General features: G+C 65.2%; 21 protein-coding genes, 1 tRNA gene and 1 riboswitch. Of the genes, 5 read left to right on the forward strand and 17 right to left on the reverse strand.

Annotated elements, in window-relative coordinates:
- The first annotated feature begins 15 nt into the window (after nucleotides 1-15).
- Together ACNHGR_RS15675 and ACNHGR_RS15680 are read left to right on the forward strand one after the other, a co-directional pair.
- Nucleotides 16-1,149 (forward strand): hypothetical protein, encoded by a 1,134-nt coding sequence (locus ACNHGR_RS15675; protein WP_184272305.1) that lies wholly within the window; start codon nucleotides 16-18, stop codon nucleotides 1,147-1,149.
- Entirely contained in the window at nucleotides 1,146-2,516 is a 1,371-nt protein-coding gene (locus tag ACNHGR_RS15680; RefSeq protein WP_475287297.1) for a cytochrome P450, read from the forward strand. The genes ACNHGR_RS15675 and ACNHGR_RS15680 overlap by 4 nt, the downstream gene beginning before the upstream one ends.
- On the opposite strand, the gene ACNHGR_RS15685 is transcribed toward ACNHGR_RS15680, so the two are convergent.
- The 5 genes from ACNHGR_RS15685 to ACNHGR_RS15705 all read right to left on the reverse strand — a co-directional run bounded on the left by ACNHGR_RS15685 (nucleotide 2,517) and on the right by ACNHGR_RS15705 (nucleotide 9,591).
- Nucleotides 2,517-2,693, reverse strand: a complete 177-nt coding sequence (locus ACNHGR_RS15685; RefSeq protein ID WP_475287298.1) for a hypothetical protein — start codon at nucleotides 2,691-2,693, stop codon at nucleotides 2,517-2,519. It abuts the gene before it with no gap.
- A complete protein-coding gene (locus tag ACNHGR_RS15690) occupies nucleotides 2,690-3,586 on the reverse strand; it encodes a transglutaminase family protein (protein ID WP_475287300.1) in 897 nt (298 codons plus the stop codon). The genes ACNHGR_RS15685 and ACNHGR_RS15690 overlap by 4 nt, the downstream gene beginning before the upstream one ends.
- Nucleotides 3,583-6,054 (reverse strand): circularly permuted type 2 ATP-grasp protein, encoded by a 2,472-nt coding sequence (locus tag ACNHGR_RS15695; RefSeq protein ID WP_475287301.1) that lies wholly within the window; start codon nucleotides 6,052-6,054, stop codon nucleotides 3,583-3,585. The genes ACNHGR_RS15690 and ACNHGR_RS15695 overlap by 4 nt, the downstream gene beginning before the upstream one ends.
- Nucleotides 6,054-9,413 (reverse strand): transglutaminase family protein, encoded by a 3,360-nt coding sequence (locus ACNHGR_RS15700; RefSeq protein ID WP_475287302.1) that lies wholly within the window; start codon nucleotides 9,411-9,413, stop codon nucleotides 6,054-6,056. Before ACNHGR_RS15700 ends, ACNHGR_RS15695 begins: the two co-directional genes overlap by 1 nt.
- A 91-nt stretch (nucleotides 9,414-9,504) precedes the next feature.
- Nucleotides 9,505-9,591, reverse strand: a tRNA-Leu gene (locus ACNHGR_RS15705).
- Nucleotides 9,592-9,751: 160 nt separating this feature from the next.
- Between ACNHGR_RS15705 and ACNHGR_RS15710 the strand changes: the two genes are divergently transcribed.
- Complete coding sequence (locus tag ACNHGR_RS15710; protein WP_475287303.1) at nucleotides 9,752-10,240, forward strand: hypothetical protein; 489 nt, start codon at nucleotides 9,752-9,754, stop codon at nucleotides 10,238-10,240.
- A gap of 14 nt (nucleotides 10,241-10,254) precedes the next feature.
- On the opposite strand, the gene gltB is transcribed toward ACNHGR_RS15710, so the two are convergent.
- From gltB to ACNHGR_RS15735, 5 genes are all read right to left on the reverse strand, one after another.
- Nucleotides 10,255-14,793, reverse strand: a complete 4,539-nt coding sequence (gltB, locus tag ACNHGR_RS15715) for a glutamate synthase large subunit (RefSeq protein WP_475287304.1) — start codon at nucleotides 14,791-14,793, stop codon at nucleotides 10,255-10,257.
- 56 nt (nucleotides 14,794-14,849) lie between these two features.
- Nucleotides 14,850-16,301: an NAD(P)-dependent oxidoreductase gene (locus ACNHGR_RS15720; protein ID WP_184269161.1), complete on the reverse strand. Its 1,452-nt coding sequence runs from the start codon at nucleotides 16,299-16,301 to the stop codon at nucleotides 14,850-14,852.
- 164 nt (nucleotides 16,302-16,465) lie between these two features.
- A complete protein-coding gene (locus ACNHGR_RS15725; RefSeq protein WP_475287306.1) occupies nucleotides 16,466-17,275 on the reverse strand; it encodes an undecaprenyl-diphosphate phosphatase in 810 nt (269 codons plus the stop codon).
- 114 nt (nucleotides 17,276-17,389) lie between these two features.
- On the reverse strand, nucleotides 17,390-18,316 hold the full coding sequence (locus ACNHGR_RS15730) for a complex I NDUFA9 subunit family protein (RefSeq protein ID WP_475287307.1): 927 nt from the start codon (nucleotides 18,314-18,316) through the stop codon (nucleotides 17,390-17,392).
- A gap of 81 nt (nucleotides 18,317-18,397) precedes the next feature.
- A complete protein-coding gene (locus ACNHGR_RS15735; RefSeq protein ID WP_184272307.1) occupies nucleotides 18,398-18,976 on the reverse strand; it encodes a TMEM165/GDT1 family protein in 579 nt (192 codons plus the stop codon).
- A gap of 99 nt (nucleotides 18,977-19,075) precedes the next feature.
- A riboswitch (yybP-ykoY riboswitch) is annotated at nucleotides 19,076-19,241 on the reverse strand.
- 33 nt (nucleotides 19,242-19,274) lie between these two features.
- Between ACNHGR_RS15735 and ACNHGR_RS15740 the strand changes: the two genes are divergently transcribed.
- Together ACNHGR_RS15740 and ACNHGR_RS15745 are read left to right on the forward strand one after the other, a co-directional pair.
- Complete coding sequence (locus ACNHGR_RS15740) at nucleotides 19,275-19,688, forward strand: DUF1801 domain-containing protein (protein ID WP_475287308.1); 414 nt, start codon at nucleotides 19,275-19,277, stop codon at nucleotides 19,686-19,688.
- On the forward strand, nucleotides 19,685-21,256 hold the full coding sequence (locus ACNHGR_RS15745; RefSeq protein WP_475287310.1) for an amidase: 1,572 nt from the start codon (nucleotides 19,685-19,687) through the stop codon (nucleotides 21,254-21,256). The genes ACNHGR_RS15740 and ACNHGR_RS15745 overlap by 4 nt, the downstream gene beginning before the upstream one ends.
- Here the strand turns inward: ACNHGR_RS15745 and ACNHGR_RS15750 are convergent.
- The 7 genes from ACNHGR_RS15750 to ACNHGR_RS15780 form a co-directional block, all read right to left on the reverse strand.
- On the reverse strand, nucleotides 21,253-21,651 hold the full coding sequence (locus tag ACNHGR_RS15750) for a hypothetical protein (RefSeq protein ID WP_184269171.1): 399 nt from the start codon (nucleotides 21,649-21,651) through the stop codon (nucleotides 21,253-21,255). The genes ACNHGR_RS15745 and ACNHGR_RS15750 overlap by 4 nt on opposite strands.
- A gap of 108 nt (nucleotides 21,652-21,759) precedes the next feature.
- Nucleotides 21,760-22,311: a hypothetical protein gene (locus tag ACNHGR_RS15755; RefSeq protein ID WP_184269173.1), complete on the reverse strand. Its 552-nt coding sequence runs from the start codon at nucleotides 22,309-22,311 to the stop codon at nucleotides 21,760-21,762.
- A 13-nt stretch (nucleotides 22,312-22,324) separates the two neighbouring features.
- The gene (locus tag ACNHGR_RS15760) at nucleotides 22,325-22,879 is read right to left on the reverse strand and encodes a demethoxyubiquinone hydroxylase family protein (protein ID WP_184269175.1); all 555 of its coding nucleotides are present in this window, start codon (nucleotides 22,877-22,879) and stop codon (nucleotides 22,325-22,327) included.
- Nucleotides 22,876-23,370 (reverse strand): disulfide bond formation protein B, encoded by a 495-nt coding sequence (locus ACNHGR_RS15765; RefSeq protein WP_475287313.1) that lies wholly within the window; start codon nucleotides 23,368-23,370, stop codon nucleotides 22,876-22,878. The genes ACNHGR_RS15760 and ACNHGR_RS15765 overlap by 4 nt, the downstream gene beginning before the upstream one ends.
- Nucleotides 23,371-23,442: 72 nt before the next feature.
- The gene (locus tag ACNHGR_RS15770) at nucleotides 23,443-24,792 is read right to left on the reverse strand and encodes a S41 family peptidase (RefSeq protein WP_475287315.1); all 1,350 of its coding nucleotides are present in this window, start codon (nucleotides 24,790-24,792) and stop codon (nucleotides 23,443-23,445) included.
- 103 nt (nucleotides 24,793-24,895) lie between these two features.
- Nucleotides 24,896-25,273 (reverse strand): type II toxin-antitoxin system VapC family toxin, encoded by a 378-nt coding sequence (locus ACNHGR_RS15775; RefSeq protein ID WP_475287317.1) that lies wholly within the window; start codon nucleotides 25,271-25,273, stop codon nucleotides 24,896-24,898.
- Nucleotides 25,270-25,470 carry a type II toxin-antitoxin system VapB family antitoxin gene (locus tag ACNHGR_RS15780; protein ID WP_475287318.1) on the reverse strand — a complete coding sequence of 67 codons (201 nt, stop codon included), beginning with the start codon at nucleotides 25,468-25,470 and terminating at the stop codon, nucleotides 25,270-25,272. Before ACNHGR_RS15780 ends, ACNHGR_RS15775 begins: the two co-directional genes overlap by 4 nt.
- Nucleotides 25,471-25,518 lie beyond the last annotated feature (48 nt).

The following is a 25,518-nucleotide window of genomic DNA, read 5'->3' on the forward strand; positions in this document are numbered from 1 at the left end:
ATTAGGGCGGGGGCGGTGGAAAAGTTCAAGCGTAAAGTCTTTTATCTGGGCGGGTTCGACCCGCGCGGCGTGCGTTTCTATCATCAGCTCTATCGCGATCAGGCGGCGCGCCATGCGGCCCTGACCGGCGATAGTCTGGTGGTGAGCGGGCGGCGCGCCGGCGCGGCCGGATCGACCGTGTCGGCGGCCTGGAGCGTGGACAATGACGCAGCCGGCACCCGGACCGACTATGAATATCTGCGCTGGGAGGATCTGGTCGGGAAGGTGTGGATTCGCAATCCGCTGAAACTCGCCTGGCGCTCCATCGCCACCTATGTCGGCCATGGCCGCTTCATGCAGTTCGGCCGCATGAAGAAGCTGCGGCCCGGCCCGGTGCTGACCATATGCTATCCGCCCTTCCTGGCGGTGATGATCCCGCTGCTGTTCGCGCTGATCCCGGCGCTGCTGCTGTGGATCGTGCTGCCCTTCTGGGCGGCGGCGCTGGTGGGCATGGGCGTGAGCGCGCTGCTGTCGGGCAAGTGGCTCAACAAGCTGGTCGTGCCCTGGCTGCTGCGCTTTACCTATTATCATCACACGCTGGCGGCCGGTGGCCCCGGCGAAGCGCTGGACGAGCGGCTCGATGCCTTTGCACAGCGGATCGCGGATGAGCTGGACGAGCCATGGGACGAAGTCCTGTTCGTCACCCACAGCGCCGGCACGATCCTGGGCATGTCGGTGATGCGTCGCCTGTTCGACCGGCGCGGCAATACACTGCCGGCCCATTTCGCCATGGTCGGGCTGGGCCAGGTGGTGCCGGTGGTGGCGCTGCGCACCGATGCGCGCTGGTATCATGCGGATCTCGGTGCGCTGGCCGACAAGGTTTTCCGCTATGTCGACCTGTCCTTTCCGCCCGATGGCGCGGCCTATTTCAACGTCAATCCACTGCTGCTTGTCGCCGATCAACATGCGGCGCGGGTCGACATGCTATCGCCGCGCTTCCACCTCTTCTACGAACCGGAAAATTACCATGGCGGCTGGTCCAACAAATATGAGGCGCATTTCGATTATCTGCGCGTCGGGGACCGCCTGTCGCCGGTCGATTTCATCAGTCTGACAGCGGGTCGCCGCCGCCTCGACGAGTCCATCGCCGCCTTCAGGACGATCCCATGACCGATCCGCTCTTCACCCCGCCCTTTCCGCAGCCTACTCGCAACAAGCGCACGATGATGCGGCGTTTCTTCATCGGCTGGCACAGCTGGATTCATGTGCTGTTCGAGAAAAGCTACACGATGAAGATGGGTGAGGTGCGCGGACGCGGCCAGACCATGTATATCGCCAACGAACTGGTGCTGGTGGACCGCATTCTGAAGGGCGGCACCGAATTCCCCAAACATCATGAACTGGTGAAGGGGCTGTGGCCGCTGATCGGCAACAGCGTCTTTTCCGCCAATGGCGAAGATTGGGAAAATCAGCGGGCGATGGTCAATCCGGCCTTCGCCCATACCGCGCTGGCCAAGTCGATGCCGCTGATGGTCGGGGCAGCCGATGCCTTCCTCGCGCGGATCGAGGCGGCGGGGACGGACAAGCCGTTCGACGTCGATCCGATGATGACCCATGTGGCGGCCGACATCATCTTCCGCACGCTCTTTTCCGAGACGCTGGATCTCAAGCGGTCGGCGATCATCCACAAGGCGTTCGGCCGTTTCCAGCGCTATTCCCACAGCGCGTCCATGCTGGGCCTTTATGGTTTGCCGAGTCGCTGGTTCGAAAAATGGTCGGAGCGCCCGGCGACAGCGATCCGCGATGTCTTCCGTCCGATCGTGACGGCGCGTTTCGACGCCTTTCATGCGGGCGAACCGGCGCAATATAAGGATATCCTGCAATCTTTGGTGGAGGCGAAGCATCCCGAGACGGGCGCGCATTTCACGCTGAAGGAATTGATGGACCAGGTCGCGACCATCTTTCTGGCGGGGCATGAGACGTCGGCCAGCACGATGACCTGGGCGCTGTATCTGCTCGCCGAATGCGCCCATATTCAGGATCGCGCGCGGGCCGAGGTGGCGCAGGTTGCGGGCGAAGACCCCTTCACTGCCGCGATGCTGAAGGACATGCCGGTGGTGCGCAATGTCTTCAAGGAAACGCTGCGCCTCTATCCGCCGCTCGCCTTCTTCCCACGCGAAGTACCCTGCCCGATGCAGATGCGCGACAAGCAGCTGGAGCCGGGTGCGATGCTGGTGGTCGCCCCCTGGCTGACCCAGCGCAACAAGGATAATTGGGCCTGCCCGCATGCCTTCGACCCCGATCGCTTTGCCGATCCGGCCAATGCGGAAATGGCGAAACAGGCCTGGTTCCCCTTCAGCCGGGGGCCACGCGTCTGCGTCGGCGCGGGCTTTGCCCAGCAGGAGGTGATGACGGTGATCGCCGCGACGTTGCGCCGCTATCGGCTGACGGTGGCCAAGGGCTTCAAGGCTGAGCCGATCAGCCGCCTGACCGTGCGCCCGCGCAAGGGCATGATGCTGATGTTCGAGCGGGTCTGATCAGCGCACTGCATTGGCAGGCAAGGTCACCTGCACTTGCGTCGGGACCGGCGCGGCCATGATCGCGATGCCGCTGGCAAGACCCAGCATGCCCCACATCCAGCGCTTCGCACGCAGGTCCAGCACGCCGCGCGCCAGACAGTAAATGCCAGCCAGGACCAGGATGATGGCGGTCATGCGATGGCCTTTTCCTCTTCCGGCGCGACATCGACCATCACCGACAGGCTCTGCCCCGCGCCGCCGACGAACAGTCCGTCCATCGGGGCGACATCGGCATAGTCGCGGCCCATGGCGACGAACAGATGATCATCGCCGGTGATGACGCCATTGGTCGGATCGAAGCCGATCCAGCCGCGCGTCGGCCCGCACCACAGCATGACCCAGGCGTGCATGGCGTCCGCGCCGACCAGCCGGGGCATGCCCGGCGGCGGCAGGGTGCGCAGATAGCCGCTGACATAGGCGGCGGGCAGGCCGGCGAGGCGCAGCGCCACCACCATGACATGCGCGAAATCCTGGCACACGCCATGGCGCGCGGCAAAGGCGTCGGCAACGGGCGTGGCGGCGGTGGTGGCGCCGGGCTGATAGGCGAACTCCGCCTTGATGCGTAGCGCCAAGTCCAGCGCGGCGGCGACGATCGGTCGGTCCGGTGCCAGCGCGTCGCCGACCCAGTCGCCGATCGCCGCCAGCAGCGGCGCGCGGGGCGAGGCGAAGAGATAATGGGCGGGCGCGGACGGTCCCATGTCGCGATCCCGGATCGCGGCCTGCGCGACGGCGGCAATGGTCGGATCGCCCGCATCGGGCAGGATTGGCGCGCCATGCTGCACCCCGGCGCGAAAGCTGCTTTCGATCGTCAGCTGGCGGATCGGGCTTTCGATCACCAGCCGGGCGACATGGACCGGCCAGGCGGCGGGGCGCGATTCGATGACGGAGGGCGCGGGATCGACGCTCAATGCATAGTCGGACGTCCATTGGCCCATCCAGGGCGCGGGCCGCAGCCGCAGGTTGAAACGGGCGACCCGCACGGGGCTGGTATAGCGCAATAGGGTGCGGTGGCGGACATGGTAGATCATGACAGCATGTCCATATCCTGCGTCTTGCGCAGTTGCAGGAAGTAACGCTGGCCGATCGCATCGGACAGGCGCAGCAGCCGGCTTTCGACGTCGGCGATGTCGGCCATTGCCAGCATGTCGCCGGTCAGCGGCGCCAGTCGCGCGGCCAGCGCATCGGCGAGGCGCCGGGGTTCCTCCGGCATCCCGTCGGCGCGCAGGGGCGGCAGCGCCGCGACATGCTCGGCCAGCCGCAACGCCTGCCAGGCGATAGCGCGGGGATTATGCGGTTCCAGTGCGACCAGATCGCGCACCGGCGGCAGTGCCGGGCCGGTCAGGTAGCGGGTGCGGTAGCTGATCTGGCTGTCCATAAGGTCCAGCAGCACCATCAGGTCGTCGGCCGAAGCGTCGTCTCTGCCGAACAGGGTGATGAGGCGGCAGCCATTGACCGCCCGTTCCATGCGCCGGCCCATATCGTGAAAGCGCCAGCCTTCGGTCCGGCCCATATTTTCCGCCGCCAGCCCCGACAGCGCCGACATGCGTTCGATCAGGCGGGAGGAGGCGTCGAGCAATGTTTCCGTCACGGCGGGATCGAAGCCGGGCAGGGGCAGGCGCACCAGCCGCCAGACGTCGCTCGACAGGCGGTCGCGCAGCCCTTCGCCGATATTGGCGACCGTCGCCATCAGTGCGCGCACGCTGCCCGACTGGCGCGCATCGCCCAGTGCGGTGGCGCAGAGCGGACCGACTGCGCCATTCCGATCGGGCACCGCGCCCCAGAGTAGCAGTTGATCGACCAGTCGCGCCATGGTGGGGGACGCGAGCGAGGGGCCAAGATCGGCCTCGATCGATCCGCCGACGATGGCGCGGATCAGGCGCAGCGTCATTTCCGCCCGCTCGATATAGCGGCCGAGCCAGTAGAGATTGTCCGCCGCCTTGGCCGGCAACATGCCGCCGACCCGGCGGATGGCGGGGGTGCCACCGCCCAGCAGGCTGTCGGGCGGCACCGGGCTGCTGTCGACCACGCAGAGGTCCGCCGACATGTCGCCCCGGCCCATCAGCGCAGCGCGAATGTCGCCATGACCAGCCAGACGAGCGAAGCCGCCGGGCATCACCCGCCAGCGCCCGGTCGCGTCGCGCGCGACGAAGATGCGCAGGGTGAAGGGCAGGGGGGTGAGTTGCCCGTCGATGATCGCGGGCGTGGTCGACAGTTTCACCACTTCCTGCCCGACATAGTCCATCGGCCGGCGCGCCATGGCGTCGAACAGGATGGCGCGCTGATCGGGGGCGAGCAACGATCCGGGGGTAAAGTGCGTGTGGGGCAGGCCGGCGACCGGCTGGTCAAAGGCGGAGCCGACCACCAGATTGTCGATCTGCGCCTGCACATGGTCGCGCTCGCGCGGCTGGCCGCACCACCAGGTCGCGATATTGGGCAGGATCAGGTCGGTGCCCAGCATCGCCTGCGCCAGTTGCGGCAGGAAGGCGGCGAAGGCGCGCGATTCGATCACGCCGGCGCCCGGCCAGTTGCTGACCATCAGGCCGCCGCGCGCGCAGGCGTCATACAGGTCGGGCACGCCGATGCGCGACTGGCCGTCGAACGCCAGCGGATCGAGAAAGCGGCTGTCCATCCAGCGCCACAGGCCATCGATGCGCTTCAGACCCTGAATGGTGCGCACGAACAGGCGGCCGTCCGACACGATCAGGTCGTCGCCCTCCACCAGCAGCAGGCCGAGATAGCGGGCGAGATGAGCCTGTTCGGCATAGCTCTGGTTGAAGCGGCCCGGCGTCAGCAGGCCGATGCGCGGATCGGCCCGGGCGCAGTCGGCGGCGAGGCCCCGGCGCAGTTCGTCGAAAAAGGGCGCGAGCCGCCGCGTGTTCATGGCGCCGAGCATGTCGCCGGTGGCGCGCGACAGCGCGAGCCGGTTTTCCAGCGCATAGCCGACGCCCACGGGGGTGCGCACCCGATCCGCCAGCACCCGCCATTCCCCGGTCGGGCCGCGCCCGATATCGGCAGCATAGAAATGAAGATGATGGCCACGCGGGGGAGGCGTGCCGGTCATCACCCGCCAATAATGGGGGCTGCCGGTGATGATGCTGGCTGGCAGCTTGCCGTCGCGGACCAGCGATTGCGTAGAATAGACGTCGCTGACGATACGCTCCAGCAGGTCGGCGCGCTGGATCAGGCCACGTTCGATATGCGCCCATTCCGCCGCGTCGACCAGCAGCGGCACCGGGCCGAGCGGCCAGGACCGCTCTTCCTCATCCCCGGTATGACGGAACGCCATGCCAAGGTCGATCGCCTGCCGCGCGACATGGTCGGCCAATATGGCCGGGTCGCCCTGTGCCTGTGTGGACAGTCGATCGAGCATGGCGCGCCAGCGCGCCGCTATGGCCGGCGCGGCCCCGGCGAACAGGTCGCCCACGGGGGCCTGTGCCAGATAGGCGTCGGCCCAGGCTTCACCGCTACGCGGCGGGGCAAGGGCATCGGCAGCCATCACAGCCCGTGATGCTGGAAACGCAGGTCGAGCGTCATGGGAAATTCGGCGGCGGCTTCGGGAGCGGGCATATCGACCTGACCCGGCGTGTGGCCATAGTCCTGGAAGCGCGCCTTGCGCCGGGCTTCCGCTTCATAGCCGTTGACCGGCAGCGTGTCGTAATTGCGCCCGCCCGGATGCGCGACATGATAGACGCAGCCGCCCAGCGACCGCCCGCTCCAGCTATCCAGCACGTCGAAAGTCAGCGGCGCATTGACCGGCAGATTGGGATGCAGGCAGTTGGCTGGCGCCCATGCCTTGTAACGCACGCCGCCTACGCCCTCGCCCGGCACAGCGGTCGCGGTCATCGGTACCTGCCGGCCATTGCAGGCGATGATGTGGCGCCCGGCGACCAGGCCGGTGGCACGCACCTGCAACCGCTCGGTCGATGAATCGACATAGCGGACCGTGCCGCCGATTGCTCCGGTTTCGCCCAGCACGTTCCAGGGTTCGAGCGCATGGGTGATTTCCAGCCCCACGCCACCCGCATCGACCGCGCCATGGATGGGGAAGCGGAACTGACGCTGCGCTTCGAACCAGTTGGGATCGAAGTCATAGCCCGCGCCCTTCAGGTCGCCCAGCACTTCCAGGAAATCGGCCCAGACGAAATGGGGCAGCATGAAGCGATCGTGCAGCGTGGTACCCCAGCGGACCAGATTACCCTGCTGCGGCTGGCGCCAGAACCAGGCGGCCAACGCCCGGATCAGCAATTGCTGGGCCAGGCTCATGCGCGCTTCGGGCGGCATTTCGAACCCGCGAAACTCCAGCAGGCCAAGCCGCCCGGTCGGCCCGTCGGGCGAGAACATCTTGTCGATGCAGATTTCGGTGCGGTGGGTGTTGCCGGTGACGTCGACCAGCAGGTTGCGGAACAGGCGATCGACCAGCCATGGCGGCGGCGCGGCACCATCGCCCGCAAACGGGTTGGGCACCTGCGCCAGCGCGATCTCCAGCTCATACAGGCCATCATGCCGCGCCTCGTCGATGCGCGGCGCCTGACTCGTCGGGCCGATGCACAGGCCCGAGAAGAGGTAGGAGAGGGAGGGGTGCCGCTGCCAGTAGAGGACGAAGCTCTTGAGCAGGTCCGGGCGGCGGATGAAGGGCGAATCATTGAGCGTCGCCCCGCCCAGCACGATATGATTGCCCCCGCCCGTGCCGACCGACCGGCCGTCGACCATGAACTTGTCGGCCGTCAGCTGACATTCGCGGGCGAGTGCATAGAGGCGTTCGGTGATGGCGACCGTCTCGTCCCAGCTGGATGCGGGCTGGACGTTGACCTCGATCACGCCGGGATCGGGCGTGGCCTTCAGCACGTCGATGCGCGGGTCGGGCGGCGGGGCGTAGCCCTCGATCCGCACCGGGATGCGCAGCGCTTCGGCAGCGGCTTCGACCTCGGCAATCAGTTCCAGATAATCTTCCAGCGCCTGTACCGGCGGCAGGAAAACGGACAGATAATGGCCGCGCGGTTCGACCGTCACGGCGGTGCGGACGGCGCCTTCGATGATGACCTGCTCGACCCGTTCCTGCGCGGCGGCACCACCTTCTACCGCGCCGACGCGCTGGACCGGCTGGGCCTGCACCTCCTCGTGGCTGGCAGCTTCGCTGACCTGCGCGCGATAGTCGCCCAGCGGCCCGCGCGGCTCGCTGGTGTCGCGCGGGTGGATATAGGGATAGCTGGACGGCGGCACATAGGGCAGCGATCCCAGCGGCAGGCGATAGCCCAGCGCCGAATCACCCGGCACCGCGAACAGCTTGCCGCGCCGGAGCTGCCAGATTTCGCTCTGCCAGCGCGGCGTCGTGGCCTGCGTCTGCCAGCGCTGCACCGGCAGGACATAGCCGACCGGCTGGTCGAGGCCGCGCTCGAACGCCTTCACCATGCGGGCGCGGGCTTCGGGGTCACTGATCTTGGGATCTTCCGGACTGGTGTTGACCGGCAGGTCGGCTTCCTTCACTGCCCACACCGCCGGATCTTCATACACGGCATGGGTATAGTCGGCAGAAAAGCCCATATTGCCGGCCATATGCGCCAGGAATGCCTGCGCATCGGCCGCCGTCACCGCTGCCGCGCCTTCGGGGGCATCGTCCGGCGCGATCAGGCTTTCGTCGCGCCACAATGGCACGCCATCCTTGCGCCAATAGACGGCATAGGCCCAGCGCGGCAGGCTTTCGCCCGGATACCATTTGCCCTGCCCATGGTGCAGCAGGCCGCCTGGCGCAAATTCACCACGCAGCTTGCGGATCAGCCGGTCGGCATAGGCAGCCTTGGTCGGGCCGACCGCATCGCCATTCCATTCGCCGGCATCGCCGCCATCCTCGGCCACGAAGGTCGGCTCGCCGCCGGTGGTCAGGCGCACATCCTGCGCGGCAAGATCTGCATCCACTTGCGCGCCCAGCGCCATCACTGCGGCCCAGCGGGCGTCGGTGAAGGGCTTGGTGATCCGCACCGCTTCGGCAATGCGGCTGACGCTCATTTCGAAATTGAAATCGACCTCGGCCGGTTCGGCCATGCCGCTGATGGGTGCAGCGGAACGATAATGGGGCGTGGCGCAGAGCGGGATATGCCCTTCACCCGCGAACATGCCGCTGGTTGCGTCGAGCGCGACCCAGCCGGCACCGGGCACATAGGCTTCCGCCCAGGCGTGGAGGTCCACGACGTCCTGCGTGACGCCCTTCGGCCCCTCGATCGGCGCGACATCTGCGACCAGCTGGATCGAATAGCCCGACACGAAACGTGCGGCAAAGCCAAGGCGACGCAGCAGTTGCACCAGCAGCCAGGCCGAATCGCGACAGGAGCCGGTGCCGACGTCCAGCGTCTCCTCCGGCGTCTGGACGCCCGCTTCCATGCGGATGACATAGCCGACCCGCTGTTGCAGGCGGCGGTTGACCTCGACCAGGAAATCGACGGTGCGACTTTGGAAGCCGTCATATTCGGCGACCAGCGCATCGAACAGCGGCCCCTGATCCTCCAGATCGAAATAGGCGGCCAGATCGGTCTTCAACTGCTCGTCATAGGCGAAGGGATAATCCTCCGCATAAGGCTCCACGAAAAAGTCGAAGGGATTGATGATGTCGAGATCGGCGAGCAGATCGACCTCGATCGAAAAATGATCGACCGGATCGGGAAAGACGATCCGCGCCAGCCAGTTGCCGTGGGGGTCCTGCTGCCAGTTGAGGAAATGGTTCGCCGGCTCGATCTTCAGCGCATAGTTGGGCACTTTGGTGCGACTGTGCGGCGCGGGGCGCAATCGAACCACCTGCGGTCCCAGCCGGATCGGGCGGTTATAACGATAGGCGGTGAGGTGGTGCAGGGCGGCCTTGAGCATGGCGCGATCAAACGCCAGCCCTTGTTGCAATGCAACAGCCAATCTTGCGTAAGGGGAGTTATCTGCCGGGCCAACAGGCCCGGCGGGGTGATGGTGCGGTCAAGAAGACTCGAACTTCCACGGCCTTTCGGCCACAACGACCTCAACGTTGCGCGTCTACCAATTCCGCCATGACCGCACATCAAACAGGAAACCGGCGGGGCCGGTGACTTGGTAGGAGGCGGCCCTTAGCAAAGCGATTTGGGTCATGCAACAAGTGATCTGCATCTGCGTTGTGATTGATTGGAGAAGGTGATGCCGGTTCGGTACAGCGATGCCGCCGGCGCGGGAGAAGTCGCATGCTGTCGGCACATTTCTGGATGGGTACAGGCGTGACGCTGGGTGCGGCGGCGGTTCTCGGCCTTGGCCTTGGCAGCTACGTCACCAGCCCGCAGGCGCCCGCACGGGTAGCGAGCGCGACGATCGACGAAAGCCTTGACGACAGCGGTATGGAAGAAGCGCATTTCACTGCCGACAAGGGGCCGGGCGTGATTCACTGTACAGGCTGCGGGCCGACGCTGGCCGACCGGCGCTGGAAGGCTGACATGGCGGAACTGGACGCAGCGGCACCCATTGCCACTGACTATGACGTGCCACCGGACGATTATGCCATGGAGGCTGCCGTCGAACCGCCTGCGCCGGTTCACCCGATGCCGCCAAAGGTTACGCGATTCGCGTCGGGCGATACGCCGCCACCGCCTGTGACGATGACGCGCGAAGGGCAGGATGCCACCCCGCCGCCGCAGATCTTGTTACCCACGGCGGCGGAGAGCATCCTGCCCCAATGATTATTTGGCCCTGATTATTCGGCCGCGACCGTCTCTGCCGGGCTGTCGCTCAGCGGATGGGCGAGGCGGCCGAGCATTTCCTTCGGGCAGACCTGCCAGATATACCGGCGCCAGCGATCCCAGTCGTCCAATATGGTGTTGGACCATTTGCTGTCCGTCGCCACCGCATGTTCGGCGATCAGCGCCTTGACCTGCGCTTCCCAATGCTTGCTGTCCAGTCGCTGCCAGACGATGCCTTCCGGATTGGCCTGTGCCGGGAAGCTGCCATCCTCGTCCAGGATGAAGGCCATGCCGCCGGTCATGCCGGCGCCGAAATTGGCACCGGTCTTGCCCAGAATCACCGCCGTGCCGCCGGTCATATATTCGCAGCCATTGGCGCCGCAGCCCTCGACCACGACCTGCGCGCCCGAGTTGCGGACCGCGAAGCGCTCGCCGGCCTGACCCGCCGCGAACAGCTTGCCGCTGGTCGCGCCATAGAGGACGGTATTGCCAAGGATCGTATTGTCCTTGGACGAGAGCGGGCTGGAAACCGTAGTGCGCACCTTGATGATGCCGCCCGACAGCCCCTTGCCGACATAGTCATTGGCGTCGCCGAACACTTCAAGGGTAATGCCCTTGCAGAGGAACGCGCCGAGCGACTGGCCGGCGGACCCGCGCAGCCGGACGGTCAGGTGGCCGTCGGCCAGCGTCGACATGCCGAACCGGTCGGTCACGGCGGAGGAGAGGCGGGTGCCGACGGCGCGGTGCGTGTTGCGCACCGTATAGGTCAGCTGCATCTTCTCGCCACGCTCGAACACGGCCTTGGCATCGCGCATCATCTGCGCATCCAGGCTGTCGGGCACTTCGTTGCGCCATTCGGTCAGGCTGAAACGGCGCTGATCGTCGGGCGCATCGACCTTGGCCAGGATCGGGTTGAGGTCGAGATCGTCCAGATGCTCGGCCCCGCGATTGACCTGCTTGAGCAGTTCCGTCCGCCCGATCACTTCGTCCAGACTGCGGAAGCCGAGGCGCGCCAGCACTTCGCGGACTTCTTCCGCGATGAAGGTCATCAGGTTGATGACCTTCTCCGGCGTGCCGGTGAACTTCTGACGCAGCTTCTCATCCTGCACGCACACGCCCACCGGGCAGGTGTTGCTGTGGCACTGGCGGACCATGATGCAGCCCATGGCGACCAGCGACAGCGTGCCGATGCCGAACTCCTCCGCGCCCAGGATCGCCGCGATCACGATGTCGCGGCCGGTCTTGAGGCCGCCGTCGGTGCGCAGCTTCACGCGGTGACGCAGGCCGTTGAGGGTCAGCACCTGGTTCGCTTCGGACAGGCCCATTTCCCACGGCGTGCCGGCATATTTGATCGACGTCTGGGGCGACGCGCCCGTGCCGCCGACATGGCCGGCGATCAGGATGACGTCCGCATGCGCCTTCGCCACGCCCGCCGCGACGGTGCCGATGCCGGCCTGGCTGACCAGCTTCACGCACACGCGCGCGCGCGGGTTGATCATCTTGCAGTCGTAGATGAGCTGCGCCAGATCCTCGATCGAATAGATGTCGTGATGCGGCGGCGGCGAGATCAGCGTCACGCCCGGCGTCGAATGGCGCAGCTTGGCGATGAACTCAGTCACCTTGAAGCCGGGCAACTGCCCGCCTTCGCCGGGCTTGGCGCCCTGCGCGACCTTGATCTCGATTTCTTCGGCAGACGCCAGATATTCGGCATGGACGCCAAAGCGACCCGACGCGATCTGCTTGATGACCGAATTGGCGTTGTCGCCATTTTCATAGGGCTTGAAGCGGTTCGCATCCTCGCCGCCTTCGCCCGACACGGCCTTCGCGCCGATGCGGTTCATCGCGATTGCCAGCGTTTCATGCGCTTCGGGGCTGAGCGCGCCCAGCGACATGCCCGGCGTCACGAAGCGCTTGCGGATTTCGGTAGTGGCTTCCACTTCGTCGATGGGGACGGCTTCGCGAGCGAAGTTGAACTCCATCAAATCGCGCAGATAGACCGGCGGCAGGTCGCGGACCCCGCGCGAGAATTGCAGATAGGTTGAATAGCTGTCGGTCGCCACGGCCGTCTGCAACAGGTGCATTAGCTGCGCCGAATAGGCATGGCTCTCGCCACCCTGACGCTGGCGATAGAAGCCGCCGATCGGCAGGCGCACGGCAGCCGCATCGAACGCCTGCTCATGGCGCAGCATCGCGCTGTAATGGAGCGAGGCATAGCCTTCGCCCGAAATCTTCGCCGGCATGCCGGGGAAGAGATCGTTGACCAGTGCGCGGGACAGGCCGACGGCCTCGAAATTATAGCCGCCGCGATAGCTGCTGATCACCGCGATGCCCATCTTGGACATGATCTTCAGCAGGCCTTCGTTGATGGCCACGCGATAGCGGTCGATGCAGGCGTCCAGCGACAGGTCGCCGAACAGGCCGCGGCTGTGCCGGTCGGCGATGCTGGCTTCAGCCAGATAGGCGTTCACCGTGGTTGCGCCGACGCCGATCAGCACCGCGAAATAATGGGTGTCGAGCGCCTCGCACGACCGCACGTTGATCGAGGCGTAGCTGCGCAGCCCCTTGCGGACCAGATGCGTGTGCACGGCCGCGGCCGCCAGCACGCCGGCGATGGCAGCGCGATCGGCGCTGACGGCTTCGTCGGTCAGGAAGATTTCGGTGCGGCCTTCACGGACCGCCTGCTCGGCTTCCTCCCGGATGCGGGCGATGGCGGCGCGCAGTTGTTCCTGCCCGCCAGACGCCGGGAAGGTGCAGTCGATTTCGGCTACGGCCGGACCGAAATAGGCCTTCAGCCGCGCCCATTCGCCGCTCGTCACAACCGGCGATTCCAATACGAGCACATGGCTGTTCTGCGCGCCTTCCTCCAGGATGTTGTGGAGGTTGGAGAAGCGCGTCTTCAGGCTCATGACGTGCCGTTCGCGCAGCGGGTCGATCGGCGGGTTGGTGACTTGGCTGAAATTCTGGCGGAAGAAATGGCTGATCGTGCGCGGCTTGTCGGAAATGACGGCGAGCGGCGTGTCGTCGCCCATCGACCCGATGGCTTCCTTGGCGTCCTCGACCATGGGGGACAGGATCAGTTCCATATCCTCCAGCGTCAGGTTGGCGGCGACCTGACGACGGGTCAGTTCCGCCTTGTCCCAGGCCGGAAGCGCCGTGGGCGCATCGGCCAAATCGTCGACGGTCAGGAAGTCCTTGATGAGGTCGCCATAAGGACGCTCACCGGCGATCTGGTCCTTGATCGCGCGATCGTCATAGATTTCGCCTTCCTGCAAATCGACGGCGATCATCTGGCCCGGACCCATGCGGCCCTTCTTGACGATGGTGGTTTCGGGCACGACGACCATGCCGGTTTCCGACCCCACGATCAGCAGATTGTCGCCGGTCAGCGTGTAGCGCAGCGGACGCAGCGCGTTGCGGTCGACGCCGGCCACGACCCAGCGGCCGTCGGTCATCGCCAGCGCGGCCGGGCCGTCCCACGGCTCCATCACGGAGGCGAGATATTCATACATGTCGGCATGCGCCTTGGGCAGGTCGGCGCTGTCGGCCTGCCATGCCTCGGGCACCAGCATCAGCTTGGCGGTCGGCGCGTCGCGGCCGGAACGGCAGATCGCCTCGAACACGGCGTCGAGCGCGGCGGTGTCGGACGCACCGGCCGGGATCACCGGCTTGATGTCTTCCGACTGCTCGCCAAAGGCCAGCGAGGCCATCTTGATCTCGTGGCTCTTCATCCAGTTCTTGTTGCCGCGGATCGTATTGATCTCGCCATTATGGGCGAGCGTACGGAACGGCTGGGCCAGCCACCATTGCGGGAAGGTGTTGGTCGAATAGCGCTGGTGGAAGATCGCGACGCGGCTTTCGAACCGCTCGTCCTGCAAGTCGGGGAAGAAGACCGACAGCGATTCCGCCAGGAACAGGCCCTTGTAGATGATCGAGCGGCAGGACAGCGAGCAGATATAGAAATCCTGAATCTGCGCGGCGATGACCTTCTTCTCGATCCGGCGCCTGATGAGGTAGAGATCCTTTTCGAACTCGGCCTGATCGCGCTCTTCCGGCATCGGGCCGGCGATCATGATCTGCTCGATTTCGGGGCGGGTGCGCTGCGCCTTCTCGCCGATGACCGACACGTCGACCGGTACCTGGCGCCAGCCATAGATGGTGTAACCGGCGTCGATGATTTCCGCTTCCACGATGGTGCGGCAGGTTTCCTGCGCGCTCAGGTCCGTGCGCGGCAGGAAGATCATGCCGACGGCGAGGCGGTTGGGCAGCGGCTTGTGGCCCGAATCCGCGATGGCGTCATCGAAGAAGCGAACCGGCAGGTCGACATGGATGCCGGCGCCGTCGCCGGTCTTGCCGTCCGCATCGACCGCGCCACGGTGCCACACGGCCTTGAGCGCATCGATCGCGCTGGCGACCACGCGGCGACTGGCGCGGCCGTCGGTCGCGGCGACGAGGCCCACGCCGCAGGCGTCGCCTTCCAGATCGGGATGATACATGCCCTCGGCAGCGATGCGTGCGCGCTCTTCGGGGCTGGCCATGAAATTGGTGTCGGTCATGATCGGGCCTTCCTTCCGATGATGATGAGATGAGGCAGGGGGGAGGGTGTGGCGGCTTACGCCGCGACCTTCTCGCCAGCCGCTGCCTTGGCCTTTGCCTTCAGATAACGGTGCATATGGTCGGTGACGTCGCGGCCGTCGCGGATCGCCCAGACGACCAGTGATGCGCCGCGCACGATGTCGCCCGCAGCGAACACGCCGTCCACGCTGGTCATCATCGTCTTGTGATCGACGCGCAGCGTGCCCCAGCGGGTGACCGACAGGTCGTCCGCGCCGAACAGCTTGGGCAGTTCTTCCGGATCATAGCCCAGCGCCTTGATGACGAGGTCCGCTTCCAGCGTATGCTCGCTGCCCGGATCGGGTTCGGGCGCGCGGCGGCCGGATGCGTCGGGCTGGCCCAGGCGCATTTTAGTCACCTTGACGCCGGTGACATGCTCCGTGCCTTCAAAGGCGATCGGCGCGGTCAGCCAGACGAACTCGACGCCTTCTTCCTCGGCATTGGCGACTTCGCGCTGCGACCCCGGCATATTGTCGCGGTCGCGGCGATAGAGGCACTTCACCGACTTTGCACCCTGGCGGATCGCGGTACGGACGCAGTCCATCGCCGTGTCGCCGCCGCCGATGACGACGACATTCTTGCCCGTCGCCAGCAACGTGCCATCCTCATGTTCCGGCACGGCGTCGCCAAAACCGGCCTTGTTGGAGGCGGTCAGATAGTCGAGCGCCTTGACCACGCCCGCAGCGCCGACACCCGGCGCCTTGATGTCGCGGGGCTTGTAGACGCCGGTAGCGATCAGGATCGCGTCATGCTTCTGGCGCAACTGTTCCAGCGTGGCGTCGCGGCCGACCTCGAAGCTCTCGTGGAAGACGATGCCGCCATCCTTCAACCGCTGGATGCGCCGCATGACGACGTCCTTTTCCAGCTTGAAGCCGGGGATGCCATAGGTCAGCAGGCCGCCGGCGCGGTCGTGCCGGTCATAGACATGGACCTCATAGCCCGCGACGCGGAGATATTCGGCCGTGGCCAGACCCGCCGGACCCGCGCCGATCACGCCGACCGACTGGCCGCGCGCCGCGCCGGCGACCAGCGGTTCGACCCATCCTTCCTTCCAGGCGGTGTCGGTGATGTACTTTTCGACGCTGCCGATGGTGACGGAGCCGTGACCCGAAAATTCGATGACGCAATTGCCTTCGCACAGGCGATCCTGCGGGCAGATGCGGCCGCAGATTTCCGGCATGGTGCTGGTCAGGTTCGACAGTTCATAGGCTTCGCGCAGGCGACCTTCGGCGGTCAGGCGCAGCCAGTCCGGGATATGATTGTGCAGCGGGCAATGGGTCGAGCAATAAGGCACGCCGCATTGCGAGCAGCGCGACGCCTGTTCCTCGGCCTTGTCCAGGATGAAGGACTTGCTGATTTCCAGAAAATCGTCGGCACGATCGTCGGCCGCGCGTTTTTCCGGATAGGCCTGCGCCTTACCCACGAATTTCAGCATCGGATTGTCGCCCATACCCTTGTCCCTACTATGTTGCTGAAGCGCGCATAGCAGGAAAACCCACGGAGTCACGTGGATTCTAGCATTTAGGTAAGCAAACCTAACCTAATATAAGTGCGTTTATCCCATTGTTGAGAATGAATCGCAAATATTGCATGATATTTTAGGCCGATACGGACCTATCTTGCCGCGAGCCAAATGAGCGCTGCGGCGCCGGCAATGATTCGATACCAGGCGAAGGGGGCGAACCCATGTTTCGACACAAGTCCCACAAACCATTTGATCACCAGCAGGGCGACGATGAAGGAGACGATGAAGCCCAGCGCGATACTGTCCCAACCCACGGCGGCGCTGGTGATCTGATCGCCCTTCTTCAGCAGTTCCAGCGTGGTTGCGCCCAGCATGGTCGGAATGGCGAGGAAGAAGCTGAATTCGGCGGCGGTGCGCCGTTCGACCCCCAGCGTCAGTGCCCCCATGATGGTCGCGCCCGACCGGCTGACGCCGGGGATCATCGCGATACACTGGATGAGACCGATGCCGATGACCCGGACGACCGGAATGTCGGCGATGCCGTGGAAACGCTGTTCCTTCACTGCCCTTTCGATCAACAGGATAGCGATGCCCCCGACGATCAAAGCCGTTGCCACGACCTTGGGCGCGCCCAGCAGCATCTCGACATAGTCGTGGACGGCAAGGCCGATGACGGCGGCAGGGATGAAGGCGATGATGAGGTTGCGCAGGAAGCGCCAGCTCACCGGCTCGCGCCGCAACAGGCCCATGCCCACCGCCCAGAAAGTGCGCCAGTAAAGCACCACCACCGCGAGGATCGCGCCCAACTGGATGACGACGTTGAACATTGCCCAGGTAGAGCTGTCATAGCCCAGCAATTCGCTGGCCAGAATCAGGTGGCCGGTCGAGGAGACGGGCAGGAATTCGGTCAGCCCCTCGACAATGCCTAGCAGGATGACGGTCAGATAATGCAGGTCCATGGGTGATCCCTAATGGCTTGGCAAAAAAAATCCCCCCCGACCAACTCGCTGGTTACGGGGAGGAGTAGCTTGGACGGGACATCGGAATGACTGTCCCGCCTTTCTCGACTATAATCAGGCGCTGACCCGACCGGCAAAGCGGCCATGGCGGCGATAGCGGACCATCCACTTGCCCGCGACCGCGCCCAGCGGCGTGGCATCGACGCCGAGCGCGGCCAGCCCTTCGCTGCCCGGTGCCGCGACATTGTCACGGCCCAGCATGGCGAGCTGGTCGCGGGTGATGGGGCCGCCCGGCAGCAGCGCCAACAGCGAGGCGAAGCCGCCCGGCACATCCACCAGCGCCTTGTCGCGGCCGATCGCCTTCGCGATCCAGCCGTTGATCTCCTTCATGCTCATCACCTGCGGGCCGGCCAGCTCGAAGGTTTTGCCGCCGAAGACGCCCGGCTGTTCTGCTGCATTGGCGATCGCCTGTGCAACGTCGGCGACATAGACGGGCTGGAACTTCGTCGCGCCGCCGATCACCGGAATCACCGGCGCGGAGCCGATGATCTGGGCGAAGCGGTTGAGGAACTGGTCTTCCTGTCCGAAGATGATCGAGGGGCGGATGATGGTCGCGGTCGGGAAGGCGGCCTTGACCGCCTCTTCACCGGCGGCCTTCGACCGGCCATAGGCGCTGGGGCTTTCTGCGTCCGCGCCGATCGCCGAGATATGGACCAGCGCCTTAACGCCCGCCGCTGCGGCGGCCTTGGCCACGTTGGCGGCGCCTTCGCGATGGAAGGCGTCGAAATCACCGGACAGGATGCCGACCAGATTGATGACGATGTCGCTGCCCTGAATGGCGCGCTCCACCGTCACCGGCTTGCGGATGTCTGCCGCGACGAACTGGGACTGGCCCAGATTGCCGAGAGCCTTCACCTTGACCGCGTTGGCGAGGTCGCGCTGCGCAATCCGCACGCGCGCGCCCCGCGCCATCAGTGCCTGCGTGACCTGTCGGCCCAGAAAGCCGCCGCCGCCGAAGATCGTTACCAGACTGTCCTTCATCACGCGCGTCCCATGTCCAAATATAAGGGGAATGACTCTGCCCTTCCCCTTGCAACAGCCACCGCGCGCTGACAACTGACTTTAACCCAGCCAGCCTCGCAAATCGGCCAGCATCCACAGGCCGAGGAACAGGAACAGCAGCGCCGCACCGATCTGGAGCGCGCGCATAGGCACCTTCTTGGCCAGCGCCTCGCCGAACAGCACGGCCGGCACATTGGCGATCATCATGCCCAGCGTCGTGCCCATGGTGACGGCGATCAGATTGTCGAAGCGGGCGCCCAGCGCCACCGTGGCGACCTGCGTCTTGTCGCCCATCTCGACCAGGAAAAAGGCGACCAGCGTAGTGACGAACACGCCGGCCTTGGACGGGGCCTTGAGCGGTGCATCCTCGTCGATCGTGTCGGGCACCAGCGTCCAGGCGGCCATGGCGATGAAGGAGGCGGCAACGGCGTAGCGGAACCAGTTTTGCGTCAATATGCCGGCGATCGAATGGCCGACCAGCGCGGCCAGGAAATGATTGGCGACGGTGGCGGCGAAAATGCCCAGAATGATCGGTACCGGCTTTCGAAAGCGGGTGGCGAGCAGCATGGCGAGCAACTGCGTCTTGTCGCCCATTTCGGCGAGCGCGACGAGCGCGGCAGAGGTGAAGAGAGCTTCCATCATCATATTTCCGGGCCGGGCGCAGGTTGAACAGACACAATGCCATCGTCACCTTCCGCCCGGCCGGACAGGAAAGTGCCGATGCCATTGGTCTCGCCCGATGCGGAACGTCATTGAAGCATCGCCGTGAGCGTAAAACCGGTGCCCACTTTTACGCGCGATGCTTTCGTATCCGCATCCCATACGCCATGGCCTCTCGACCAAATATGTTGACGCATGGCCCGTTCCGTCGGGAACGGCTGGCTACTCCCCAGATGACGGGCTAGCCTCTAGTCCAGACAGGCGGGGAAGGCAAGCCATGGTGCAGCCCAACAAGACGGTCGAAAGTGACGCAGCGGTCGAATATTTTCTCGACCGGGTGGAACCGCCCGAGCGGCAGGCGGACGGGCGCATCGTCGCGGCGCTGATGGCGCGCCTGTCAGGCGAGCCGCCGCATATGTGGGGGGCGAGCATCATCGGCTTTGGCCGCTACCATTATCGCTATGACAGCGGGCGCGAAGGGGACATGTGCCGGATCGGCTTTTCGCCACGCAAGGCGGAACTGGTCTTCTATCTCGCCGGGCTGGACGAGGCGGACTTCGCGCCGCTCGGCAAATACAGGTGCGGCAAGGGCTGTCTCTATATCAAGCGCCTGTCGCAGGTCGACATGGCGGTGCTGGAGCGGCTGATCGTCCAGAGTGTCGACCATATGGACAGGATCTATCCGCGATGAAGCCATGGCCGTTCTGTATCGCCCTGTTGTTGGCCGCACCGCCGGTGCAGGCGCAGGTCGAAGAGAAGGGCATTGCTTCGCTTTCCGCCGATCTCGCCGCCGGGCGAACCACCAGCGAGAAGGCGGTGCGCGCCTATCTCAAACGGATCGCCGCGCTGGATCGCAACGGGCCGCGCCTCAACAGCATCATCGCGCTCAATCCGCAGGCGCTGGCAGAGGCGCGGGCGCTGGATAGCGAGCGCAGGGCCGGGAAGCTGCGCGGGTCGCTGCATGGCGTGCCGATCCTGCTGAAGGATAATATTGAGGCGGCGGGGATGCCGACCACCGCCGGGTCACTGGCGCTCGCTCGCAACGCCCCGGATCGCGATTCGCCGGTGGCCGCTGCCTTGAAAGCCAGGGGCGCGATCATCCTGGGCAAGACGAACCTGAGCGAATGGGCCAATTTCCGGTCCGAACGATCAATGAGCGGTTGGAGCGCCGTCGGTGGCCTGACCCGCAATCCCTATGCGCTGGATCGCACCACCTGCGGATCGTCCAGCGGATCGGGCGCGGCGGTGGCCGCCGGCTTCGCGCCCGCTGCGATCGGCAGCGAAACTAACGGGTCGATCATCTGTCCGGCATCCATGATGGGGCTGGTCGGGCTGAAGCCCACGATCGGCCTGATCCCGCGCACCCATATCGTGCCGATCAGCCATAGCCAGGACACAGCCGGGCCGATGGCGCGGGGCGTGCGCGACGTCGCGATCCTGCTGTCGGCGCTGATCGCCAGCGATCCCGGCGATCCGACCACCGCCGACGCCATGGCCCACGCGCAGGATTATGCCGCCGCGCTCGATCCGGCGAAGATACGGAACATGCGGATCGGCGTGCTGCGCGGCGGGGCGCAGCCTGACCTGCTGGCCCGCTATGATGCGGCGCTGGCGGTGCTGAAGGGGCTGGGCGCGACACTGGTGGAAGTGGCGAAGCCCGCCATGGATGGCATGTCCGCCGCCAGCTACGACGTGCTGCAATATGAGTTCAAGGCCGACCTCAACGCCTATCTTGCCTCCACCCGACCAGATCAGGTGGACAGCCGGACGCTGGCGGACCTGATCGCTTTCGATGAAGCGCATAAGGCTGCGGAAATGCCGCTGTTCGGGCAGGATATTTTCGCCATGGCACAGGCCAAGGCGGGGCTTGACGATCCAGCCTATCGCGCGGCGCGAGAGAAGTCGCTGCGGCTGGCGGGCCGGGAAGGGATCGATGCCATGCTCGCCGATCATCGTGTCGACCTGCTGGTGACGATCAGCTACGGCCCGGCCTGGCCATCGGATACCGTTTGGGGCGATCAATATGAAGGGCCGGGTGGATCGACCGGGCCGGCGGCGATTGCGGGCTATCCGCATCTGACCGTGCCGATGGGGCAGGTGCGGGGATTGCCGGTGGGGCTGAGCTTCATCGGCGGTGCCTATGCCGAACAGACGCTGCTCGATGCCGGCTATGCCTATGAGCAGGCGGCGGGTTTCAAGCTGCGGCCCGATTTCCGGCCGACCGTGGATAGCGGGCCGGACCTGGAGGGGCGCAACTAAGGCTCGCCGGCGCTTTGCTGCATCCGCCGTTCGGCGAACCATTGTTGCAGCATTTGTGCGGTGCAGCCGGTAAAGCCGTTGCTGCCGATCACCGAACAGCTGTTGGGCAGATTCTGGCGCTGCACCTGTTCCATCGTCGCCACCTGACTGCCCCAGCCGGGACCACCGGCGACGGCCGGCTTTTCGCGCAGCTTCTTGGGGATGCGATAGCGTTCCGATTCAGGCTTGCGCGCGCATACGACGATCTCGTCGCCCTTGCCCTGCGGACAGGGATCATCGCCATAAACCAGCAGGTTGATGATACGCTCAGGCGGGGGTTCAGCTTGCGCCATGGCAGGGGCGGGCAGCAACGGGACCAGCAGCAGACCAATCAGGGGGAGGACGGGGTGACGCATCGCTAAAATCCTTAATGTCCCCGTTGCCTTCTGGCCTGTTCCATGCCGGGGCCTGCCCATAGCCCGGCGGTTCAATGGCGGGACGCCACCGGCGCCCCGAAACCGTCCTTATTGCGGCGGCGTCGTGGTGTCTGCGGCCGGCGTCTGCTGCGCTGCCGCCTTTTCCTCGGCCTTTACCCGTGCCTCGATCGCTTCGCTGTCGGCGTCGATGGTCGACAGGCGCTTGGCCCGCTCGGCCGCGACCAGATCCTTCCAGCTGGCATTGTCCAGCGCCTGCCGCTCGGCCTTGGCGAGGCGTGAGAGCTGCGCGAAACAGCCGGTCGCGCCGCCGCTGCCTACCGGCGAGCAGCTTTCAGTGCCGGACCGGCCGACATATTCCATCGACCGCACGCGCTCGCCCCAGGCCTGCTTGCTCGGCATATTGGGATCGCCGCGCAGCGGCTCGGGAATGCGATAGCGTTCTTCCTCACCCTTGCGCGCGCACACGACAATGTCGTCGCCCTGGCTCTGCGGACAGGCATCGTCGCCATAGACGATGACGATATTGACCTTCTCCGAAGCCGGATCGGTCACGGCGGTCGGCGCGGAGGCGGGCTGAGCCAACGCGGGGACGGACGTGCCCAGCATCAGCAACGCTGCGATCATCGGGGTTTTCATCATCAGTCCGTCCTTTTCAGATGCGCTTGGAAAGCGCGATGGCGGCCCGGCATCCCAAACGGATGGCGCCCGACAAGAGAGGGTAAGCGGGGGCCTGTTGCGCGCCATGGGCGATGGCGGCCTCGCGATGCTCGACCTCCTCCGCCTGAAAATCCGCGATGGCGGTGGAGAGTTCCGGATCTTCCTTGCCCAGCGCTTCCAGCTGGTCCGCATAATGTTTGTCGATTTCCGTCTCGACCGCAGCGGTGCAGGCCATGGCCGCCTTTGGCCCCATGGCGGCGGTCACCGCGCCGAGCGCGAAGCCGGCGACATGCCAGAAGGGCGACAGGATGGTCGGCCGTACACCGCGCCTTGCGATCATAGCGTCGAAGGCGTCGCGATGCCGTTCCTCCTGCGCCGCCATGCCGGCGATCAGCCGGCCATAGGGATGGCGATCGCCCATCACCGCCAGTTGCCCGGCATAGATGCGCACCGCGCCGAACTCGCCCGCCTGATCGACCCGCACCATGGAGGCGCGATCGGCGTCACTCAACCGTTTGCCCGGCCTGGGGAAATCCTTGGCAGCGCTCATGCCTTCCTCGCTTTCAGCAGCAGCGCCAAGATGGCGAGTGCGGCGGCGCTGGACAAGAGGCCGTTATAGCCCGCCATCGAAATGCCGGCCATCTTCCACGCCGCGACGTCGCAGCGGGTGATGGGGCTGGCCATGATCTGATTGAGCATGTCCGCCGCGCTGCCACCGGCAGGCGCAGTGGAGCAGGTGGTCAGCCCTTCCCACCAGCCATATTCGACGCCGGCATGGAACAGGCCGATGAGGCCGCTGATACCGACCGCGATTCCCGCAAAGCCCGCGAAAAGCCCGCTGATACAGGCCCGGCCGCGCGCGGCATAGGCCACCAGCGCCAGCGGAATGGCGGCGAAATGGGCATAACGCTGCCACCAGCACATTTCGCACGGATAGAGGCCACCAATATATTGGAAGGCATAGGCGCCGGCCAGCATGACGATCGGGGCCAGCAGCGCCAGCGCACGGGCCTTGGCAAGGGAGGGGGACAGGCTGTTCATATCAGCCGCTTAAACCCTCGCCATGCTTTCGTCATGCTGAACTTGCAGGCGCCTGTCCCCGGGACGGCAAGATTATTTCGCCCCCGGCTTCCGTGTCGCTTGCGCCTGGGCGATGGTCGCGCCGGGCGTGCTGGCGAGGCGCGAGATCGTCTTGAGTGCATAGTCGAGCTGGAAATCCTCCACGCCCTTCTTCTTCAGCTCCTCGGCCGACATGGCGAAGCGCGGATCGTCCTTCGTGTCCTCTTCCAGCGCCTTGTCGTCGGTCTTGATCTCGTTGATCAGGTGACGGCGCAGGTCGCTTTCGCGAAACTTCGGCCGGTTCTTGTAATCGGGGTCTGACAGTTGCGGGACGCGGATATCCGGCTGGATGCCGCCTTCCTGCACGCTGCGGCCCGAGGGCGTGTAATAGCGTGCCGTGGTCAGCTTGAGCGCGGTGGTGTTGCTGAGCGGCAGCATGGTCTGGACGCTGCCCTTGCCGAAGCTGCGTTCGCCCATCACCAGCGCGCGATGCTGGTCCTGAAGCGCGCCGGCCACGATTTCGGACGCCGAAGCCGATCCGGCATCGACCAGCACGATTACCGGCAGACCCTTCGCATCGTCGCCGGGCTTGGCATAATAGCGCTCGACATCGCCCTTGGCCCGGCCGCGCTGCGACACGATCTCGCCGCGTTCCAGGAAGGTGTCGCTGACGCTGACCGCCTCGTCCAGCAGGCCGCCGGGGTTGGAGCGCAGGTCGAGGATGTAGCCGGTGGGCTTGTGGCCCAGGCTCTTGTCGATGCTGCGGATCGCCGACCGCACGTCCGCCCCGGTATTGGCCGAGAAGCTGACGATATTGATGACGCCGATATTGTTCTTCACTTCCCATTTGACGGGCTTGAGCTGAATGATCTCGCGCGTCAGGGTCAGTTCGATCGGCTTGTCGCGGCCGGCGCGGACGAGGGTCAGCTTCAGCGACGTGCCCGGCGCGCCGCGCATCTTGTCCACCGCCTCGTCCAGCGTACCGCCATAGATCAGCTGCCCGTCGATATGGGTGATATAGTCGCCCGCCTTGATGCCTGCGCGCCAGGCCGGGGTGTCCTGTGTCGGGGCGATCACCTTCACCGCGCCATCCTCCTGCGTGACCGACAGGCCGAGGCCCCCATAGCTGCCCTCGGTCTGGGTGCGCAGATTCTGGAAGTCGCGCGCGTCGAGGAAGCTGCTATGCGGGTCGAGGCTGGCGAGCATGCCGTCGATCGCGCCCTTGATCAGCTTTTCGTCGTCGACCTTCTCGACATAGTCGCTGCGCACCTTCTGGAACACATCCATGAATTCATCGAGCGCCTTGTAGCTCGACGCTTCCCCATCGGCGAGAGCGGCGGTCGTAGCAGGGATGAGCGCAAGCGCCCCGAGCGCAACCGCGCCCTGGAGGAAGGTGGATTTCATGGCTGTCCTAGATTCCGGCATCTGATCCCCGATATAGGCCGATTCGCGTGCCAACGCAAAAGCGCGCTTCGATGAATGTTGCGCAGCGTCGATGAGCGTCGGGTTAATGGGACCGATCAGATTGAAAGGCGATGCCCAGACGAGTGGCAGTACCATGCAGTCTGCGATCACGCGTCCATAATTTTGCCCCGGGCATCAACCGGGTGGACGCCAGCAGATGCGAATCGAGATAGCCAATGCCCAGACCGAAAAGCGTCGCTTTCTCGATCAGCAATCTAACCTCGCCATGGTCCGCTTCAATTGCTTGGGGCAGATCATCAAGCATCTCCAGAACTTCCTGCCGTCGCCGCAAACTACCCATGGCAACCTCTCCGGTGACGAGGGCATGCCCAAGAACTTGGCCATCATTGAGCAGCGCTTGCAACAGCGGGTTTTCACTGCGCAGATGGTCAATCCATATCGAGCTATCGATCAGGATCACGGCATGGATGAACGACGACGGGGTGCTGCCTCGGCATCGGGATCAGAGCCGCCCAAAAGGGCAAGGCGCCGCGCTGCTTCGCGGTTCACCAATGCTTTGAGGGCTTCCCGCAGCAGTGCCGATTTCTCGGTCAGGCCAGTATATTGCTGGGCCTTCGCCATAAGTTCGTCATCAAGAACGACGGTCGTGCGCATCATCTTTTCTCCGCGAGGCACCAAAATTAGCATCATATGATGCTGCCTTCA

The sequence above is a fragment of the Sphingobium sp. RS1 genome (assembly GCF_056156825.1).

Coding starts and splice junctions, on each gene's coding strand:
- ACNHGR_RS15690 (WP_475287300.1), bottom strand. CDS start 3,586: ATGATCTACCATGTCCGCCACCGCACCCTATTGCGCTATACCAGCCCC.
- ACNHGR_RS15760 (WP_184269175.1), bottom strand. CDS start 22,879: ATGAGCGCTGCCAAGGATTTCCCCAGGCCGGGCAAACGGTTGAGTGAC.
- ACNHGR_RS15685 (WP_475287298.1), bottom strand. CDS start 2,693: ATGACCGCCATCATCCTGGTCCTGGCTGGCATTTACTGTCTGGCGCGC.
- ACNHGR_RS15780 (WP_475287318.1), bottom strand. CDS start 25,470: ATGATGCGCACGACCGTCGTTCTTGATGACGAACTTATGGCGAAGGCC.
- ACNHGR_RS15750 (WP_184269171.1), bottom strand. CDS start 21,651: ATGCGTCACCCCGTCCTCCCCCTGATTGGTCTGCTGCTGGTCCCGTTG.
- ACNHGR_RS15720 (WP_184269161.1), bottom strand. CDS start 16,301: ATGGGCGACAATCCGATGCTGAAATTCGTGGGTAAGGCGCAGGCCTAT.
- ACNHGR_RS15755 (WP_184269173.1), bottom strand. CDS start 22,311: ATGATGAAAACCCCGATGATCGCAGCGTTGCTGATGCTGGGCACGTCC.
- ACNHGR_RS15765 (WP_475287313.1), bottom strand. CDS start 23,370: ATGAACAGCCTGTCCCCCTCCCTTGCCAAGGCCCGTGCGCTGGCGCTG.
- ACNHGR_RS15700 (WP_475287302.1), bottom strand. CDS start 9,413: ATGCTCAAGGCCGCCCTGCACCACCTCACCGCCTATCGTTATAACCGC.
- ACNHGR_RS15710 (WP_475287303.1), top strand. CDS start 9,752: ATGCTGTCGGCACATTTCTGGATGGGTACAGGCGTGACGCTGGGTGCG.
- ACNHGR_RS15735 (WP_184272307.1), bottom strand. CDS start 18,976: ATGGAAGCTCTCTTCACCTCTGCCGCGCTCGTCGCGCTCGCCGAAATG.
- ACNHGR_RS15730 (WP_475287307.1), bottom strand. CDS start 18,316: ATGAAGGACAGTCTGGTAACGATCTTCGGCGGCGGCGGCTTTCTGGGC.
- ACNHGR_RS15680 (WP_475287297.1), top strand. CDS start 1,146: ATGACCGATCCGCTCTTCACCCCGCCCTTTCCGCAGCCTACTCGCAAC.
- ACNHGR_RS15770 (WP_475287315.1), bottom strand. CDS start 24,792: ATGAAATCCACCTTCCTCCAGGGCGCGGTTGCGCTCGGGGCGCTTGCG.
- ACNHGR_RS15725 (WP_475287306.1), bottom strand. CDS start 17,275: ATGGACCTGCATTATCTGACCGTCATCCTGCTAGGCATTGTCGAGGGG.
- ACNHGR_RS15745 (WP_475287310.1), top strand. CDS start 19,685: ATGAAGCCATGGCCGTTCTGTATCGCCCTGTTGTTGGCCGCACCGCCG.
- ACNHGR_RS15695 (WP_475287301.1), bottom strand. CDS start 6,054: ATGGCTGCCGATGCCCTTGCCCCGCCGCGTAGCGGTGAAGCCTGGGCC.
- ACNHGR_RS15740 (WP_475287308.1), top strand. CDS start 19,275: ATGGTGCAGCCCAACAAGACGGTCGAAAGTGACGCAGCGGTCGAATAT.
- gltB (WP_475287304.1), bottom strand. CDS start 14,793: ATGACCGACACCAATTTCATGGCCAGCCCCGAAGAGCGCGCACGCATC.